This is a genomic window from Phenylobacterium sp., from assembly GCF_036501465.1.
In the GTDB taxonomy this organism is placed as follows: domain Bacteria; phylum Pseudomonadota; class Alphaproteobacteria; order Caulobacterales; family Caulobacteraceae; genus Phenylobacterium.
The window spans coordinates 91,037-107,825 of record NZ_DASYAF010000146.1; the positions used below are offsets into that span (position 1 = coordinate 91,037).

At 68.8% G+C, this 16,789-nt stretch carries 14 protein-coding genes, 1 tRNA gene and 1 pseudogene; 6 read left to right on the forward strand and 10 right to left on the reverse strand.

Annotated elements, in window-relative coordinates; translation table 11 throughout:
* Window positions 1–15: 15 nt before the first annotated feature.
* Window positions 16–1,671: a gamma-glutamyltransferase family protein gene (locus VGL85_RS16080; protein WP_414695283.1), complete on the reverse strand. Its 1,656-nt coding sequence runs from the start codon at window positions 1,669–1,671 to the stop codon at window positions 16–18.
* Window positions 1,672–1,812: 141 nt separating this feature from the next.
* The gene (locus VGL85_RS16085) at window positions 1,813–2,547 is read right to left on the reverse strand and encodes an FkbM family methyltransferase (RefSeq protein ID WP_331589980.1); all 735 of its coding nucleotides are present in this window, start codon (window positions 2,545–2,547) and stop codon (window positions 1,813–1,815) included.
* Between the two features lie 152 nt (window positions 2,548–2,699).
* On the opposite strand from VGL85_RS16085, the gene VGL85_RS16090 reads away from it, so the two are divergent.
* Together VGL85_RS16090 and VGL85_RS16095 are read left to right on the forward strand one after the other, a co-directional pair.
* Window positions 2,700–4,058, forward strand: coding sequence for a hypothetical protein (locus tag VGL85_RS16090; RefSeq protein WP_331589981.1), 1,359 nt, complete (start codon window positions 2,700–2,702; stop codon window positions 4,056–4,058).
* A 98-nt stretch (window positions 4,059–4,156) separates the two neighbouring features.
* Window positions 4,157–4,233, forward strand: a tRNA-Arg gene (locus VGL85_RS16095).
* Window positions 4,234–4,309: 76 nt separating this feature from the next.
* Here VGL85_RS16095 and VGL85_RS16100 read toward each other — a convergent pair.
* Window positions 4,310–4,534 (reverse strand): hypothetical protein, encoded by a 225-nt coding sequence (locus VGL85_RS16100; protein WP_331589982.1) that lies wholly within the window; start codon window positions 4,532–4,534, stop codon window positions 4,310–4,312.
* Window positions 4,535–4,697: 163 nt separating this feature from the next.
* Between VGL85_RS16100 and VGL85_RS16105 the strand changes: the two genes are divergently transcribed.
* Window positions 4,698–6,287, forward strand: a complete 1,590-nt coding sequence (locus VGL85_RS16105) for a hypothetical protein (protein WP_331589983.1) — start codon at window positions 4,698–4,700, stop codon at window positions 6,285–6,287.
* A gap of 30 nt (window positions 6,288–6,317) precedes the next feature.
* On the opposite strand, the pseudogene VGL85_RS22180 reads toward VGL85_RS16105, so the two are convergent.
* Together VGL85_RS22180 and VGL85_RS16110 are read right to left on the reverse strand one after the other, a co-directional pair.
* Window positions 6,318–6,701 (reverse strand): annotated as a pseudogene (locus VGL85_RS22180) (MFS transporter); the annotation flags it as partial.
* 396 nt (window positions 6,702–7,097) lie between these two features.
* Complete coding sequence (locus VGL85_RS16110; RefSeq protein ID WP_331589984.1) at window positions 7,098–8,000, reverse strand: AraC family transcriptional regulator; 903 nt, start codon at window positions 7,998–8,000, stop codon at window positions 7,098–7,100.
* A 74-nt stretch (window positions 8,001–8,074) separates the two neighbouring features.
* Here VGL85_RS16110 and VGL85_RS16115 point away from each other — a divergent pair, with 74 nt between their 5' ends.
* On the forward strand, window positions 8,075–8,776 hold the full coding sequence (locus VGL85_RS16115; RefSeq protein ID WP_331589985.1) for a hypothetical protein: 702 nt from the start codon (window positions 8,075–8,077) through the stop codon (window positions 8,774–8,776).
* 94 nt (window positions 8,777–8,870) lie between these two features.
* On the opposite strand, the gene VGL85_RS16120 is transcribed toward VGL85_RS16115, so the two are convergent.
* A complete protein-coding gene (locus tag VGL85_RS16120; protein ID WP_331589986.1) occupies window positions 8,871–9,602 on the reverse strand; it encodes a hypothetical protein in 732 nt (243 codons plus the stop codon).
* 138 nt (window positions 9,603–9,740) lie between these two features.
* Here VGL85_RS16120 and VGL85_RS16125 point away from each other — a divergent pair, with 138 nt between their 5' ends.
* Window positions 9,741–10,883, forward strand: a complete 1,143-nt coding sequence (locus VGL85_RS16125; protein ID WP_331589987.1) for a sensor histidine kinase — start codon at window positions 9,741–9,743, stop codon at window positions 10,881–10,883.
* The gene (locus VGL85_RS16130; protein ID WP_331589988.1) at window positions 10,880–11,518 is read left to right on the forward strand and encodes a response regulator transcription factor; all 639 of its coding nucleotides are present in this window, start codon (window positions 10,880–10,882) and stop codon (window positions 11,516–11,518) included. The genes VGL85_RS16125 and VGL85_RS16130 overlap by 4 nt, the downstream gene beginning before the upstream one ends.
* A gap of 64 nt (window positions 11,519–11,582) precedes the next feature.
* On the opposite strand, the gene VGL85_RS16135 is transcribed toward VGL85_RS16130, so the two are convergent.
* The 4 genes from VGL85_RS16135 to VGL85_RS16150 all read right to left on the reverse strand — a co-directional run.
* Window positions 11,583–13,838, reverse strand: a complete 2,256-nt coding sequence (locus tag VGL85_RS16135; protein ID WP_331589989.1) for a CocE/NonD family hydrolase — start codon at window positions 13,836–13,838, stop codon at window positions 11,583–11,585.
* A 99-nt stretch (window positions 13,839–13,937) separates the two neighbouring features.
* Window positions 13,938–14,921: a LytTR family DNA-binding domain-containing protein gene (locus tag VGL85_RS16140; protein ID WP_331589990.1), complete on the reverse strand. Its 984-nt coding sequence runs from the start codon at window positions 14,919–14,921 to the stop codon at window positions 13,938–13,940.
* 102 nt (window positions 14,922–15,023) lie between these two features.
* Window positions 15,024–15,998: a cysteine synthase family protein gene (locus tag VGL85_RS16145; RefSeq protein ID WP_331589991.1), complete on the reverse strand. Its 975-nt coding sequence runs from the start codon at window positions 15,996–15,998 to the stop codon at window positions 15,024–15,026.
* Between the two features lie 12 nt (window positions 15,999–16,010).
* Window positions 16,011–16,789, reverse strand: a 779-nt coding sequence (locus tag VGL85_RS16150; protein WP_331589992.1) for a hypothetical protein, incomplete at its 5' end; no start/stop codon positions are given.

Genomic DNA, 16,789 nt, shown 5'->3' on the forward strand with positions numbered 1-16,789 from the left:
CCGCGGAAGCGGCGGCTAGTATCCCCGCGCCACGCCTTCGCGCCTGGGGTCTGCGCCGCCCTTGAGGCCGCTCGGCGTCCGCTCGATCGCCTGCTCGCCGGAACCCTCGCCGAACCCGCCGCCGCGCAGGGTCACGCCCTTGGCGGCCAGCGCGGCCACCACGCCCGGCGGGAATTTCGCAGGCTCCGAGGCGTAGAAGCTGTCCAGGCCGATCAGGTTGGGCAGGGCCACGGCTTCCTGCGGCGGGAACTTCCAGTCCAGCAGCCCCACCAGGACCTTGAGGTTGAAGGCGATGATCGAAGGGCCGCCCGGCGACCCGGCGCCGGCGACGAACCGGCCCTGCTTGTCCAGCACGATGGCCGGGGCCATGGACGAGCGCGGCCGCTTGCCGCCGGCCGGCGCATTGGCCGCCGGCGCGCCATCCTGGTCCTTCGGCTGGAAGGAGAAGTCGGTGAGCTGGTTGTTGAGGAAGAAGCCGCCGACCATCTTGCCGTCGCCGAAGATGCTCTCGACGGTGGTGGTCATGGAGACCGCGTTGCCGTCCTTGTCGACGATCACCATGTGGGTCGTGCCGCCGGGCTCGCGGGTCCGGTCGGGCGCGCGGACGCCGGCGCCCTTCGGGTTGCCTGGCCCCGGCGGCGGGCCCGCCCTATCGGGCTGAATGAGCTTTGCGCGGGCGTCCAGGTAGTCGGCCGCCAGCAGGCCTTCCATCGGCACCGAGACGTAGTCCGGATCGCCGTAGTAGCGGTCGCGGTCGGCGTACATCAGCCGGCTCGCCTGGCTGAACAGATACCAGCCCTGGGTGTCGTTCGGGTGCTTGTTGATGTCGGTGCGCTGCAGGATGCCCAGGCCTTCCAGCACCGCCGGGCCGCCGGAGGGCGCGGGCGGCACGCAGACGGTATATTCGCGATAGGGGCGGCAGACCGCGGGCGTGGCCTTGGGCTTGTAGCTCGCCAGGTCCTGCAGCGTCATGCTGCTGGGGTAAGGGCTCTGGCGCAGCTTGGCGACGATCTCGGCGGCGATCGGGCCTTCCAGGATGGCCTTCGGCCCCTCGGCGGCGATCTTGCGCAGGGTGGCGGCGTAGGCCGGGTTCTTCATCAGGTCGCCGGCCTGGACCTTGGTCCCGTCGGGCTTGGTGAAATAGGCGACCGCGTCCGGCTGGCTGGCCTGCGGCGCGCGCGAGGCGGCGGAATCGGCCATCCGCTTGGGCACGTGGAAGCCGTCGGCGGCCAGGTGCTCGGCGTCGCCGAACAGGTCCTTCCAGGCCAGCTTCCCGTGCTGGCTCTGCGCCAGGTAGAGCATGGCGATGGCGCCCGGCACGCCCGCCGAGCGGCCGCCGACGATCGCCTGGCCCTTCGGCATCGGTTTGCCGTCGGGGCCATAGAACAGCTCGGGCGTCGCGCCGGCCGGCGCCTTCTCGCGGCCGTTGTAGGCGGTCACCTGGTGGGTCTTGGCGTCGTAGTAGGTCATGAACGCACCGCCGCCGAGGCCGGAGCTCTGCGGCTCCTCCAGGCCCAGCACGGCCTGCACCGCGACCGCGGCGTCAACGGCTGAGCCGCCGGCCTTCAGCACCTTCAGGCCCGCGTCCACCGCGTCCGGCTCGGCGGCGGCGATCATCGCGGTCGGGCCTTGTTCGGGCGCGGCCGGAGCCTGGGCGGGCGCGGCGGTCATCGCCACCAGGGCGGCGAGGCTGACCGGCAGGAGGCGCCGGGAACGGACGGAAGCGGCGGGGGTCACGTCAGACAGGTCTCCATGGGCGACAGCCACGCCTTCGCACGCGCGCGGCTGCGTCCGCAAGCGGTGGGGCGCCGATCAGCCGTAGGTCTTCACGTACCAGTCGTCGACAAACGACAGGGCCTCGAACTTGCGGCGGTAGCCCTTGCCGCTGAGGAAGGCGAAGATTTCGTCGCGCTTGGGCGTGTGGTTGTGCTCGACGCTGATCAGCCGCACGTCGTACCGGTCGAAGTCGAAGGCCTGCAGGATGTCGAGCTCGGAGCCTTCGGTGTCGACCGAAAGATAGTCGATCCGCCGCGGCGCGTTCCAGTGCGCCAAAAGGTCCATCAGCGAGACCGTCTCGACCTCGTAGCGCATGCCGTCGCGGCGGGTGTCGGCCAGGTTGTCGCTGTCGCTGAAGGCGTCGATGGTCGCATGCGCCGCGATGGCTGGCTGGTTGAACAGCAGCCGCTCGCCGGTTCTGGTCCAGACGCAGCGGTCGTCGATGAAGCAGTTCCGGGCGGTCCTGAGCGCCGGATAGTAGATGTGCGCCGGCTCGGCCAGGATGCCGCTCCACCCCAGCGCCCGCTCCAGGTAGCAGCTGTTGGAGAACTTGATCCCGTTCGCCGCGCCGAACTCCACGAAGAAGCCGCCCCGGCGGCCGGGCAGCTCGAAGGTGACCCATAGGTCCTGGAGGAACTGGCCGTAGCTGTCGGCCGCATGGCGCAGGCAGTGGGCGAGGAAGCGGTGGGATTCGCTGTCGGGGTGGCCCGCGGTCTCCTCGCGCATGGCGACCAGCACGTCCAAAGCCTCGGAGAAGCTGATCTGCACCATGCCGGCCCCGGCGCTCCCTCGCAGCTTGCGCGCGCCAGCAATAGCCGCCGGCCGCCGGCCAGGGAAGTTGCCGCTACGGCATGCCGCAATAGGCGCCTTTACCCTTCGCGTACCGCTGATAGCCTGAGACCGGTGTTCAGTGGGAGGCTGGCATGGGCAACGGTCGGAAAATCATTCTGTTGATGGGCGCGACGGCGCTGGCGGGCGCTGCGGTCGCCCAGCAGCACAAGGCGGCGCCCGCGAAATCCGCGCCGGCGAAACCCGCGGCGGCCGCGGCGGCCCCGAGCGGGCCGCAGAAGGTCACCGGACCGGTCGCGGTGTACTGGATGAGCGCCGCGACTCAGAGCGGCTTCGGTATGCCAAGCGCGGGCGGCGGACGCCCCTCGGTCATGGAAATGATGCGCATGATGCAGGGCGGCGGCGGGGCGAACCATCAGCTCACCCTGCAGCTCGGCTCGTCGCAGTCGCCGTCCGGCGAGCCGCAGGCCGAGCACGATCCGCCGTCGGGCCTGGGCCTGGGCATGAGCGTGCCGCTGGTGACGCCGGAAAAGGCGAAGGTCGTCGCGGTGCGCGAGGAGCCGGAAAGGGCCGAGATCCCGCGCGAGTACCAGAAGCCGAAGGGCAAGATGCTGATCTTCTGGGGCTGCGGCGAACACGCCCAGCCGGGCCAGCCGGTGGTGATCGACTTCTCGCAGATGACGCCGGACAAGATCTCCGCAGGCCAGATGCCGGCCGGCTTCGAGGTGTTCCAGCACATGATCACCTCGCGCATGCAGCCGCCTTCGCCGAGCCGCAACAACACCTATGGCGACTGGCCCAATTCCAAGAGCCGGGTGGCGGTGACTCCGCAATCGTCCCTGGTCGGCGATCATGTGATCAAGGGCGACTACAGCCCGGAAATCCGCTTCAGCCTTGACCAGAACCAGGACTTCCTGGGCGGGCTGAACCTGACCCAGAACGCCAAGCTGCCCAGCGGCGCCGTCCAGCTCGCCTGGAACAGCGTGCCGAACGCCGAAGCCTATGTGGCGAGCTTCATCGGCGCGGCCGGCGGCGGCCGGGGCGACGACGGCGCCACGGTCGTGATGTGGATCTCCTCCGAGACCGAGGCCATCGGCTTCGCCGTGCCGGACTACATCTCCAACCCCGAACTCGCCCGCCTGGTGCGCGCCAAGACGCTGATGGGTCCGGAGACCACCAGTTGCCAGGTGCCGAAGGAGGCGGTGGACGTCGGAAAAACCGGGCTGGTTCAGATGGTGGCCTATGGCCACGAAGCCAATTTCGCCTATCCGGAGCGGCCGAAGGACCCGAAGGTCCCGTGGAACATCGCCTGGGAGGTCAAGGTCCGCTACCGCTCCGCCACCGGCGGCCTGCTCGGTCAGCCGATGCCGGGCGCGGGCGGTCGCGGCGGCCAGCAGCAGGCGGGTCAGGGTCAGCAGCAGGCCCCGCCGGACCCCGCGGCCGCGCGCCGCCGGGCCATCCTCAACGGCATCGGCGGGCTGATCCCGCACTAGGCGCATGGCGCTCCGCCTGCGGCGAATTTCCGGCCGCAGGCGGCTTGCGCTTTGCGCGTCCCGCGACTAGGTTCCGCGCCCTCGCCGTCAGGCGGCGCGCGCCCGTAGCTCAGCTGGATAGAGCATCAGACTACGAATCTGAGGGTCGGACGTTCGAATCGTTCCGGGCGCGCCAATTTCTTCAATAAAATCAGACTCTTTCATAAGAGCCCACAGCGAAGACCGTTTTTGAGCTGCGCTTAAGACGGGGATTAAAACGGGGTCTTGGCGTCAACCAGCGCGGAATGCGGCAACGCCCCCGCGACGGCGCCCTGGCGGAGGGTCAGCGACGAGAGCGCCGCCGACGCCGGCGAACCGCTGCGGGTCACATGGTTGGGCCCGAGCTTCCTGGAGATTCCAACCGCCGGTCCGGCAGCGCGACGCCAGCCCCGCGCGCGCTTGAAGGGCTCCAGCGGACTTTCCGGGTTCTTGGCCATCGCGGTCGTCTTAGATCAGGCGGGCGGTGCATAGGAACACCGAAATCAGCGGCGGCTCGCCCTGGTCTATCCTTATTCTGTATTACAAATAATATACTCGGAGGCGAGCTCGAGCATGACTTAATGTCAGTCCGACGGAAGGTGGCCGAACGGGAGGCTTTGGATGCTCGCAGCGCTTGCCGCGGCCATTTCCATCGGCGCGGCCGCTCCGCCGCCGCCGCCGCCGCCCCGTCCGCTCTGGGACCAACTCGAATCCGGTCGCTACGCCGTCGGCTTTACATCGACCTACGTCTTCGACAAGAGCCGGGAATGGCGCGTCACCCGCCCCTTTGGCAAGCCGTTCACGCCGGACACGGCTGGACGCCCGATCCGCATCGACATCTGGTACCCGGCATTGGTCCGCCCTGGCGCCAAGCCCATGCGATTTGGCGACTACCTCAAGGTCTCCGGCGGTCCCGCATTCGCGGACTATGACAGGCAGGTGCATGGACGCGACGAGCTGCTCGCCGAACTCGCCGTCGCCCCGGACAGCGCCGCGCAGCTGCAGCGGCTCCTGCAAACGCCCGTGCCGGCCTACGCCCACGCGTCCCCCGCCAAGACGAAATTCCCGCTGGTTTTCTGGATAGGCGGCCAGAACGACGACCTGCAGAGCGGCTCCGTGATGGCGGAATTCCTCGCGAGCCGCGGCTACGTTGTGGCTGAGGTCGCGCTGCAGGGGCGGGTCGCCAGCCAACCCACCTTGCGCCGGCGTGCGCCGGATATCGAGACGACCGTCCGAGACTATGAGTTCGCCTGGTCGGTGCTGCGGCGCGATCCCAGGGTCGATCCGGCCAGGCTGTCGCTCATCGGCTACAGCCTTGGCGGTATCGAGGCCGTGCTGTTTGCTGACCGCAACCAGGACGCCTCGGCGGTCATCGCGCTGGACGGCACCTATGGCTTCCAGGGGGCGGGCGACGTGCTGACGTCGTTCTACGACTACGATCCGTCACGGATGCGGGCGGCGATGTTCGACCTGCGCAAGGCGGCCGGCGAGCAGGACACCGTCCTCGACCTCAGCCCGCTGGCGGCCATGCGCTATGCCGACCGCTACCAGGTCACCGTCACGCGCATGCACCACAGCGATTTCACCAGCTTCGCCACCATCGCCCCGAAGTTCGGCATCGGCTCTGAGCCGGACGCGACGGATGTCGCCCGCGGCTGGTCCCGCGCAACTGGCGCCGTCGGTTTCCAGGCCGTCAACCGCATCGTGGTCGCGTTCCTGGACCTGCAGTTCAAGCCCTCGCCCGAGGCGCGGCCGCGGTTCGAGGCGGCGGTGCAGCGCGCGCCGGGCGGCAAGCTGGAAATCGAACCGGCGGCCGAGGCGCCGCCGTCGCCGACCGACTATGTGACGCTCATCCGCGCCAAGGGGTTCGACGCGACGGTGGCGCTCGTCGCGCGGCTCCGCGCCGCAGCGCCGGCCGACGCGGTGGTGGTGGACTGGGCCCCGCTGAACAATCTCGCCTACGACCTGCTGGCGCAGAAGGATTTCACCGCCGCCATCGCGATCTTCCGCCTGGCGGCAGCGGCCTTCCCGACCTATGCGGATGCCGCCGACAGTCTCGGTGATGGCTATCGCGTGACGGGCGACAAGGCGCGCGCCAAGGCCGCCTATGAACACGCCGTCGCGCTGGTCGCCTCGGACGCGCGCTACAAGAGCGAGAGCGACAAGAAGACCTTCGTCAAGGACGAGGAGTCGAAGATCAAGGCCCTCTGACCGGCGGTCCATCACGGCGAAGCCGGCGACCACGCCGCCCAGCGGGAAGCCGGCGTTCTGGACACAGACACAGACATCCCGCCGCTCGCCGCCGGCGATTTCCGCCACCAGGGTGTTGAGGGTCGGCATCATCATCCCCACGCCAAGGCCCGTCACCACACGCGCCGCCGCGAGACCCAGGAGTCCAGGCGCAACCGAGACGCCCAGCATACCCACGATGATCAGCGCCAGGGCCAGGAGCACGGCCATGCGCCGGCCGATGCGGTCCGCCAGGGGCGCGAGCGTGACGGTCCCCAAGGTCATGCCCGCGAGGCCGGCGCTGAACACCATGCCCAGCTGGATCGGATTCAGACCCCAGGCGCGCGCCAGGGCCGGCGCCGCAAACGAGATCAGCAGGACGTCGAAGCCGTCCACCAGGTTGATGCCCGTGGAAAGGGCGGTGGCCCGGACCGCCCCACCGGGGTGGCCGGTGACGGAAGCACGCGGCCGGTCGGTCGATCGAATTTCCGCTTTCGCCTTCCCGGACCTGCATCGACAGAGTCCACAATGCGCCAGTACACCACCGCCCCCGGCGAAGAGATCGACCGGCGGGCTGCCGCCGGCGGCGCCGCCGCGACGTTCCCCTTTCGCCCGTTCCCTTAGAATGCGGGCGCACCCGCGTGCGACAACATGTTGAACATTTGGCGGGGGCGTTGCGAAAAACTCATCAGAGAGCGGCCACGCCTGAACACAATCTGCAGGGGAGTGGCCAGCAACCGGGGCTGAGGCGCGATCATGAACGGCCCGCGAAACGCCGCGGCGGACCTTTCTCTACGGTGCGAAAGCGGGTGAGGCGGGCGTGGCCGCGCTGGAGGGCGAGACTCCGAAGCGGCGACGGAAGGCCGTGCTGAATGAGCCCAGGCTGACATAGCCGACGCTGAGGCAGGCCTCAGTCACCGAGATCGGTGATGCGCCGAGCAAGGCGAGCGCGCGTTCCAGCCGCCGGCCCGCCAGCCACAGTCGCGGAGTTTCGCCAAAGGCTTCCCGGAATCGGCGGTTGAAGTGAAACGGCGCCATGCAGGCTTCGCGGGCCATGTCGGTCATCGACCAGCCTCGCGCCAGGTCGCTTTCGACGGCGTCTCTCGCCCGGAGCAGGCGGCGATGGATCTCGGCGCGGGTCGATCCGCGAACCGCCGGCAGGCGCTCGCGCTCATCGTGGAAGCCCACCAGCGCCTCGGCCGTGCGGGCCGCCAGCAGCTCGAACATCCAGGTTTCCACGACCCCGGCGTCCAGGGCGTCGGAAAGCACCGCGAGCGCCGCACCGAGCCGACTGTGTCGCGAGGCCCAGCGCGGCGCGAAATCAATCGGGCCGGAAGGGTCATCCGGATCGTCGAGCTGGGCTTCGTCAGAAGTGCGGAAGTCCCGCAGGGCGGCCTCCACCAGGCCATGCCGGAAGACCGGACATAGGGTCCGGCTGGGCGCTTCGCTGTCGATGGTCATCGAATATTCGGCGTCCTGGGGAAACAGCAACAGGCTGTCAGGCCGCACCAGGCGCCGCACGCCGCCCGCCCGCCAGGCGACCTCTCCATGCCGGACCGCCTTGATCGAGATGGGTCCGGCAAAGCTCGCCACATGGTGACGGGTGTTGGCGCCGCTCAGCAGGATGTTGCGGGTCCCGAACGCACTGGCGTCGGCCCGTCCCAGCACGGGGGTGTTGTCATCCGTCGCCGGCAATTTCGCAATCCGCGAGAAGCGCGGCGCAAGCCGTCGCAGCAAGATCATCCGTTGGAGTTCGCCGGGAGGTCAATGTGGCGTTTGTGAAGGGTGGCGGAGACATTGAGGTCGTCCGGCGTGGGCTGCTCATGCTGGCGTTCGGCGCACCGACCCTGGTGGCGTTCGCCCCGGGGGACTCCCGCGCCGCCGACCTCGGCTTCGACGAGTTCCTGCGGACGGCGGGCGAGGACCTGGCCCGGCGGCTTCCGGCGCAGACGGTGGCCGACCAGGACGCCTATGTCCTTGCCGCGGCCGCACGGCTACGCCGCCTGACATCCCCACCGGCCGTGCAATGGAACGACCAATACAAGCTCGACATCAAACCTGTCGGACAGACCAAAATCTTCTCGGTCACCATGCTGCGCGCCAAACCCAACATGGTGCAGCCGCCGCATAACCATCCGCAGTACAGCGTCGCGACCATGGGCCTCACCGGCGAGGTGCGGGTCCGCAACTTCGAACCCGTGGGCGAGCTTCCGCCCTACAGTTCCAAGGCGCTCTTCCAACTTCGCCAGACCCGGGAACAGCAGCTCCGGGCGGGCGACATCAGCACACTCTCGCCGCATCACGACAACTTCCATACCTTCGAGGCGGGGCCAGGCGGCGCCACCTGGATCGATGTCAGCACCCCACATGCGACCGAGGGCGCCGGCGACTTCTCCTATCTGAGATTGACCGATCCTGCCCCGGCCCACAGCGGCGACCTTCTGGAAGGCCGATGGGGGCTCAAGGACTAGTGTCGCATCGTCGGCGTTGTGAGGCGGCTCGACACCGCCACATCACGACAGCCTCCACGCGTTCGCGGCGAAGGGCCGGCGCCGCCCCGGGGTCTCAGGGGCCAGGCGGCCCAAGCAGGACGTGAGCCACGGCCAGCCAGGCCGGGGCGCGGGTCAGTTCGATCGCCATGGCTGCTGCCTGGCCCATCGCCAGGAGCGGCAGGCCGAACCGGTAGACGGCGTGGACCCGGCGCTCGAGCCAATGATCCCGCAGGGCCGCAGTGAGGATGATGGCGTCCACCGCCACGTACCAGGTCTTGTCGGGCAACAGCCAGGCCGGAAACCGGGCGAAGGCGGCGGCGGTTAGGCCGCAGGCGGCCATCAGCATCAGGCGGCGATGGTAGTCGGCGCGCCGTCGCCAAAGCAGGGCCAGACCGAAGGTCGCCGTGAAGGCCAGCATGTCGAACAGCGGCACGATGAGCGAGGCGTCGCCGTGCATCGCGCCCTCCGCCCGATGTATCCGCGACATGGTCAGCGCGGTGTCCACGCCGACGACGGGGACAAGGCCGCCCAGGACAAGGCCGAACCACCCCAGGCGTCGATGCCAGGCGACGCGATGTGCGAACGCCAGGGCGGACTGGACGATGAACAGCACCATCCAGGCGGAAAAGACGGCGACATGGACATAGAGGATCCATGGGCGCGGCGTCTTGGGATGGATAAGCTTGCTGGAAACCGTGTGGGAAAAGCCAAACGCCACGACCGCGATCAACAGCAAGGCGACGACGACATAGAAGGCGCTCCGCGCCGGACGGGCCTTTGACCTTGGCTGGACTTGCACAGTCATCTGGGGCGCCGCCTCGTGGCCGGGAAGAAGGGGTGAGCCTGGACCTGCGCGGTCTCCGCCGGCAGTGCCGGACGTCATGACCCGGTACCGTGACTTTCGGCACATCACGCGGTGCAAGGCCGGTGCTAGGCTTCGCCGATGCGTCTGACGCCGCGCTATCCGGGCCTGTCATTGGCGATCGGCGCCACCACCTGGTTCGCCGTCGGCGCGCAGCATGCGATCCTGATCGTCCTGGCGCACGGCGACCGGCAGCACCATGCCCCGCCGCCGGCCTGGTGGCTGCTGTTCGGCGTGTTCGGGCTGGCGATGTTCGTGGCGATCCAGCTGCGTCTGTCCCGCGCTCTTCAGACCTTGCTGATCGGCCTCGAGGCCGCCTCGGTGGTCGCCATGGCCGGGCTCTTCGACCATGGGGGGCCGGGCTCCTTGCTGGTCACTGTGGCGTTGCAGCTGTCGCTGCTCAGGGGCGCTCGCTCGGCCCTCGCCTGGATCGTCGTGCAGTCGATCCTGTTGCGACTGGCGCTGTGGTCGTCGATGGCCGACGTCCGATGCTGGCTGGAATGGGGGCTGGACCTGGCGTTCCAGGTGATCGCCGTGGGCGCTGTCCAGCTGCTGCGGCGCGAGGCCGAGACCGGGCAGGCGCTGAGCCGCATCAATGCCGAACTGCGCGCGACCCAGGTGCTGCTGTCCGAGAGCGCCGCGGCGGCCGAGCGCGTCCGGATCTCCCGGGACCTGCATGACGCCTGGGGCCACGACCTCACGGCCCTCAGCCTCCAATTGGAATATGCGGTCCATGTCCTGCCGGAGCCGGGCCGCCAGAAGGTCGCCGTCTCCCGGGACCTGGCCAAGGCCCTGCTGGCGAAGGTGCGCGATGTGGTGGGGACGCTGCGGCGCTACGAGGGATCGCAGATCAGGCCGGTGCTGGAGGCGCTGGCGGCGGGCGCGCCGCAACTCGCCATCCATCTCGACGTTCCCGCGACCTTGGCGCGGCAACCGTCCGACGTGGCGCAGACCCTCATGCGCTCGACGCAGGAGATCATCACCAACACCCTGCGCCACGCGGGCGCGCAGAATCTCTGGCTCGCCCTGCGCGACGACGAGGAGGGCGTATGGCTCGACTGCCGCGACGACGGGTCGGGAACGGATCGTCTGAAGCTCGGGCTTGGCCTGACTGGGCTCAGCGAACGCTTCGAGCAACTGGGCGGGCGGATTGCGTTCCAGACGGCCCGCGGCGGCGGGTTCCGCGTCGCCGGCTGGCTGCCGCCGGCGCCGCCGTTTCCATGATCCGCGTCCTCCTGGTCGACGACCAGACCCTGGTGCGCGAGGGCGTGCGCGGCCTGCTCTCGCTGTTGCCGGACATCGAGATCGTCGGCGAGGCCGTGGACGGGTTGGAGGCCCTGCGCTTGATTCCCGAGGCGCAGCCCGACGTGGTCCTGCTGGATATCCGAATGCCCGGCCTGGATGGCCTGGGGGTGCTGCGCCAGCTGGCAGGCCCCGCGCGACCGTTCTTCCTGCTGCTGACGACGTTCGAGGACACCGAACGCTTCGTCGAAGGCTGCCTCGCCGGCGCCCGCGGGTTCCTTCTCAAGGACGTGTCGCTTGACGCCCTCGCCGCGGCGATCCGCACGGTGGCGAGCGGTCGGACGCTTCTCCAGCCCATCATCACCCAGACCTTGTTGCGGAACCTGCGGAGCGAGGCCTTCGCCTCTTCCGGCGAGGTCCTCCTGGAGCCTTTGACCGAGCGGGAGCGGACCGTGGTTCGCCTGATGGCCGGCGGCTTCAGCAACCGCGAGATCGGCGAACTTCTGGGACTGGCCGAGGGGACGGTCAAGAACCACGTCTCAAGCCTGCTCCTGAAGCTCGACGCCCGCGACCGCACCAGCGCCGTGCTGAAGGCCATCGCCGGTCAGCTTGCCTGAGGCGTCCCACCGCAGCGCGCCGGAGGCGGCGAATGTCACTTGGCCTTCCAGGCCGACCAATCTTTCACCTTGGTCCCTGGCCTGGCGGGGACCGCCGGAGGCCGAGCTGCAGGTAGCTTCCGGCCCGCCATCTGATCTCCAGGGGTTCGCGCGCATCGGCGATGGATTCGGCGGCGACTTCCCCGCCCGTTCCATAGTTGATCTCGGTGTCCGGCCGCTTGGGCACGCCGACCACGGCGATGATCCGATCTCCCGCCGCGACGAGGCGAGCGGTGATCGTCTGACTCTGGAAGGCGAGCGTCCGGGGGCGGCCAGGCTGCAACAGCCGCCGGTGGCTCCGATCCTCCATGTAGCTGACTCGACCGAGGTAGGAAGCCAGGGGTAGCACCCGCCCGTCGGCGCGCTGGTCGTAGAAATCCACGGCAAGGTCGAAATCCCGCTTATTGGCGACGATCGCGAAACGGCCCTCGAATAGGCCGTCCACCTCCGTGGGCCTGGTCATGGGCGCGGTGGTGAAGACCAGGGCGTTTCGGGTGTCGAGCCCGTTCGCGGGCGCGGGCCGGTCCACGTCGTTGCGGTCGGCGAAATCAACGCTTAGCCGCAGCTGCGGCTGCGCGCCTGGCGCGGTCTGACTGAACAACCGGCGCTCGCCCTCGCGCCGGTCGGTCAGATAGAGGCGCAGGCGTGCATCGGCCATCGCGTCCAGGCTGGGGACGTGCCGCCACCGGTTCGCGCCCATCACCTCGAAATTGATCCGGTCGCTCAGAATCGCGGGCAGAGGCGCGCCATGGAAGACGTGGTCGAACCACTTCAGACGCACATCCTGGAGATCGATCAGCGCCGCCCGGTCGACCTCATAGCCGTCCACGATCGGCAGCACGCCGGTCTGCATGGCGGTGTGGTGATAGGGGCCGACCAGGAGGCGGTGATCGGCCGAGGGACGGTAGCGGTAGTGCTGCTCCAGGTAGTACAGCGCACCGACCATGCCGCCGTCATAGTAGCCGGTCTCGACGAAGACCGGGATGTCCACCTTGGCGAACTCCTCCCGGTAGGGGATCAATCGCTGCCAGTAGGCGTCGTAGCTCGGATGGTCCAGCCAGGTGTCGAACACCGGATTGGGGGTTCCGTCGATCTTGTCCAGGTCCCGATAGGGCCGGCCGCTCGCGTACCACTTTCGCCCGAGCGCCTCCCAGCGGGAGGTCTCGCCATAGGTCCGGTCGTCGAGGCCCTTGTTGTCGGTGGTGTAGAACGGCCAAGGATAGATGAAGCTCTGGAAGACGTTGCCCTGCATGGGGGTGTCGATGCCGGGGGCGTTGCTGGCGTTGGTGGCGATGGCCTTCAGCGCCTTGGGCCTGTGCTTGGCGGCCGCCCACTGCGTGGAGGCGTTGTAACTGCCGCTGAACATGCCGACCCGGCCATCGCTCCAGGGCTGCTTGGCCAGCCAGTCGATCACCGTCGCCGCATCGGCGCCATCGTGGACATACGGGACCACCGGGTCGGGGCTGCGTCCCTTGCCGCGGGTATAGGCGACCACGCCGGCATAGCCGTAGGCCGCCATCTTCACCGCATCCGAGAAGCTCCAATTGTCGTTGGCGTAGATCGTGAAGTTGAGCAGGGCGGTGCGCTTGCGCCGGTCGTCCCCCTTGGGCCTGACGAGCATCACCGCGATCTTCGCGCCGTCCGGGGTCGGGACCAGCAGGCGGTCATCGACGCGGAAGCGGCGTTCGGCGTCCGCGCGGATCAGCGGCGCCGAGGCTGGCCAGAGGTAGCGCCAGGTCGCGAGCGCCTGGTATGCGGTGACCCAATCCGCGGCCGAGGCGCAGGTTGTCCGTTGGGGCTGGCCACAGGCCCGCGCCAGCGGCGCATAGGTGGCTTCCAGCTGGTCCAGGTTGGCGCCGTACCAGGGCAGCACGTCGGCCATCCGCTTGTCGGGCAGGCTGGCGTAGAGCTCCGCGAACGCTCGATCCAAAGCCTTTGAGGGCGATGCGCCGGCCCGCTCATGCTGCTTCGCGCGGCTGTAGATCCGCCAGGGAACCAGGGCGTCGGCGCGCCCCGGCTGGCTGGAGCGATAGAGCGTCTCCAGCCGCGCCATCGTGGCGTCGGCCTCCGCATAGAGACCGGCGGCGAGCTGCAGGCGGTAAAGCCGGGTCAGGTCGGCCGGCAGTTTCTCATCCGGGTGGGCGGCGATCAGCGATCGCGCCGTGGCGGCGACCGCAAGATCCGCCGTTTCGATGGGCGCGGGCGCCTGAGCGCGCAGCGTCAAAGGGAGCGCCACCGCGGCGCAAACGCTCACGGCCAGGCCGAGGCGTCGGGATTTCATTCCGGTGTCCATGGCGCGGACGATAGGGGCAGGGCCACCGGACCGACGGAAAATCGGCCAGCGGTCGCTGCGGTGCGGTGAACAGGCCTTTCGGCGCGGCTAAATGATCCGTTCGCGCAGCAGCCGCGCGCCCGTGCGGCTCGTAGCGATGGGCGCGCCGCTCTGCATGTGCAGCAACATACGCCCGCCACCGGCCGGCTCCGCGCGGTCGACGTAGCCCAGGTTGACGATCCACGAGCGGTGCACGCGCAGGAACCGGGCCGCATCGAGCGTCCGTTCAAACTCGGCCAGCGTCATCCGGACGAGGTGCTTGCCGTCGAGTAGGGTGACCTCGGCATAGTCGTCGGCGCCGGCGATGCTCACGACCTTCTCGAGATCGATCGGGCGGATGTCCTCGCCGCTGCGGATGAAGTAGTGCGGTTGTTCAGTCTCGTGGGCCTCCCGGCCTTCGAGGCTGTCGCTGCGGGGGACATACGGCGCGACGGCCGCGCGGGCTGGACTCACGTGCAGTTGCAGATAGCTCAGCGCGGCGATGACCCCATAGATGGTGAGGTTCTCCAGCGACTGCCAGGCCACGCCCTTGAGGGGGAAGGGCTGCACCGTGAACTCTATGGGAGATATGCCGGTCGCCAGGCCGAGCAAGATGAACAGGAGCCACATGGAGAGCAGGCAGAAGGCTAAGCAAAGGACGACGTGGCCGGCGATCTGGATGAGCACATCCTTGCCTGCCAACCGGCGGATCATGATGCGCCGGGCCAAGGCGCCGAAAACGATCACCGGCACAGTATTGGCCGCGCCATCCAACACCGCCGAGCCGAAGCTCAAGTCCAGCGCCACCCAGACCGTCAGGGTATAGGCCACGAAGATCAACGCGACCACGACCAGGTCGAAGCCCCGTCGGCCGGGCACAAAACTTGACCTATCTATCTCCACGGATCGATCCGTACTGCCACCGAAGCGCCGCCTGTTCATAGAGGCCTCGCGGACGGGGCTCCAGTCCGTTTGCATGTGGATCGACGGCTGAGGACGTCCGAGAACCCTGCGCTGCGGCTCGCCCGATTGGCGCCCGGTCATCTGGATCATCGGCGGCGTTACGGGTGGCTCGACGAGGCCTTCGCCGTCCTCTCCGGCCCCGAGGGTGGTGCGCTTCAGGCCGATACGTTGGCCTTGGCCCGGCGACCGCCGTCACGCCCACAGGTCGGTGGATAGGTACTTCAAGCCCGAGTCGCAGACTATGATCGCGATCGACCCACCCCGTTCGGGTCCGTTCAGGAGCTGAAGGGCCGCGGCGAGGTTCGCGCCGGACGAGAAGCCCGCCACGATGCCTTCCTCTCGCGCCAGCCGCCGGGACGCCTGCATCGCTTCGGAGTCGGTGACCTGCAGGAAGCCCGTGGGCTCCGCCGCCGCCATCAGCGGAAGTTCGGCCATCGCATAGCCGCCGCCCTGGATACGGTGGTTGGGGTCCTTCACCGGCTGGCCAGCAAGCACCGCCGCGCCGGCCGGTTCCACGACATAACCCCGGATATCTGGGCTCAGCCTGCGAAACCCCGCCTGGAGACCGGCGAAGGTCCCGCCGGAGCCGACGAAGTCGCAGAAGGCGGTGATCGCGCCGCCGCTGGCCTGCCAGATTTCGCTCGCGACAACCTCGTAGGCCTTGGCGTTCCCCGCGCGGACGAATTGGTCGAGCCGGAAGGCACCGCGCTCGGCGGTGATCCGGCGGGTTTCCGCCTCGACCAGGGCCAGGTCGACCCCCGACACCTGGCCCGGGACGGAGTCCGGAGCCTGGGGGACGAGGATGACCTCCGCCCCGACCGCGCGCATCATCTGGGCGCGTTCGACGGAGTTGCCTTCCGACATGACGGCGACGAACGGCCGTTCCTGCACGCAGCAGACGATTGCGGCGCCCATGCCCGCGTTGCCGCTGGTGAGTTCGACGACCGGCTGGCCAGGCTGCAGTTCACCCGACGCTTCGGCGTCGTCCAGGATGTGGCGCGCCATCCTGTCCTTCTTGGAGAAGCCGGGGTTCAGCATTTCCAGCTTCGCGAATACGCACCCCTCTAAGTCGCGGGTGATGCGCGCGAGGTCGACGAGCGGCGTGCCGCCGATGGCGTCAACCACGGAGCCTGCGAGGGCGTAGTACGTTCCGGCCATACCGATCATCGGTCTTTCCCCTCAGAAGGCTGTGACCAGCGCAGATGCGGTCACCGTCTGCCCGTCACGGTGCAGAATCAGGCTTCGCCGGGCGCCTGGCGGGCCGTGCAGAGCCTGGAAAATCGCTCCCCAGCTTGCCCCCTCCAGCGGCATGCCGTCGATGCTGACGAGCTTGTCGCCGACCTGGACCCCGGTCACGGTCGGCCGCCCGTCCTTGCTGGCCACCCCGGCGACGAAGTACGCGCCGGCGCGCGCCCGCAGGGTCAGGCCCACCTGGTTGAGCTCGTCGCGGTCCGGGGCCGCCTGGCGCAGCCAGTAGAGGGTGCGATTGGGGTAGTCGATCGTCAGCCGGTAGCCCTTGAGGACGTTGCCGCCGATCCAGCCCAGCACGGGCACGGCGTTCTTCTTCGAGTACCAATCGAACAGTTCGAACGGGAAGGCGTCGGTGGGGCCGGGGCCCAGGGCGTCCACCTGATTCAGGGTCAGGGCGCCCATGCGGAGCGTCGGCACACGGACCATGAGGCCCGCAGCCTCGAGATCGCCGACCATCATCATGTTGCTGGGTCCCACCGCGCCAGTCCCGCGCGCCCAGTCGGGGCGATCCGACAGCCAGTCCTTCACCGCCGTCTGCCGAAACCAGCTCCAGGCGGAGCCGTTGTCGACCGTGATGGCGTAGGGCCTCCCGTCGATGACGGCGTCCACGGCGAGCAGGCCCGTCTCAGGGTCGAGATGGAATGGAGTCGCGACGCCCGCGGGCTTCACCGCGCCCGGCCGCGCCAGCGTCAGGGTCCGCCGAGCGT

Excerpts from the sequence above, each read along its gene's own strand:
- VGL85_RS16080 (WP_414695283.1), bottom strand. The coding sequence starts at position 1,671 with ATGACCGCCGCGCCCGCCCAGGCTCCGGCCGCGCCCGAACAAGGCCCG.
- VGL85_RS16085 (WP_331589980.1), bottom strand. The coding sequence starts at position 2,547 with ATGGTGCAGATCAGCTTCTCCGAGGCTTTGGACGTGCTGGTCGCCATG.
- VGL85_RS16090 (WP_331589981.1), top strand. The coding sequence starts at position 2,700 with ATGGGCAACGGTCGGAAAATCATTCTGTTGATGGGCGCGACGGCGCTG.
- VGL85_RS16100 (WP_331589982.1), bottom strand. The coding sequence starts at position 4,534 with ATGGCCAAGAACCCGGAAAGTCCGCTGGAGCCCTTCAAGCGCGCGCGG.
- VGL85_RS16105 (WP_331589983.1), top strand. The coding sequence starts at position 4,698 with ATGCTCGCAGCGCTTGCCGCGGCCATTTCCATCGGCGCGGCCGCTCCG.
- VGL85_RS16120 (WP_331589986.1), bottom strand. The coding sequence starts at position 9,602 with ATGACTGTGCAAGTCCAGCCAAGGTCAAAGGCCCGTCCGGCGCGGAGC.
- VGL85_RS16125 (WP_331589987.1), top strand. The coding sequence starts at position 9,741 with ATGCGTCTGACGCCGCGCTATCCGGGCCTGTCATTGGCGATCGGCGCC.
- VGL85_RS16130 (WP_331589988.1), top strand. The coding sequence starts at position 10,880 with ATGATCCGCGTCCTCCTGGTCGACGACCAGACCCTGGTGCGCGAGGGC.
- VGL85_RS16135 (WP_331589989.1), bottom strand. The coding sequence starts at position 13,838 with ATGAAATCCCGACGCCTCGGCCTGGCCGTGAGCGTTTGCGCCGCGGTG.
- VGL85_RS16140 (WP_331589990.1), bottom strand. The coding sequence starts at position 14,921 with ATGATCCAGATGACCGGGCGCCAATCGGGCGAGCCGCAGCGCAGGGTT.
- VGL85_RS16145 (WP_331589991.1), bottom strand. The coding sequence starts at position 15,998 with ATGATCGGTATGGCCGGAACGTACTACGCCCTCGCAGGCTCCGTGGTT.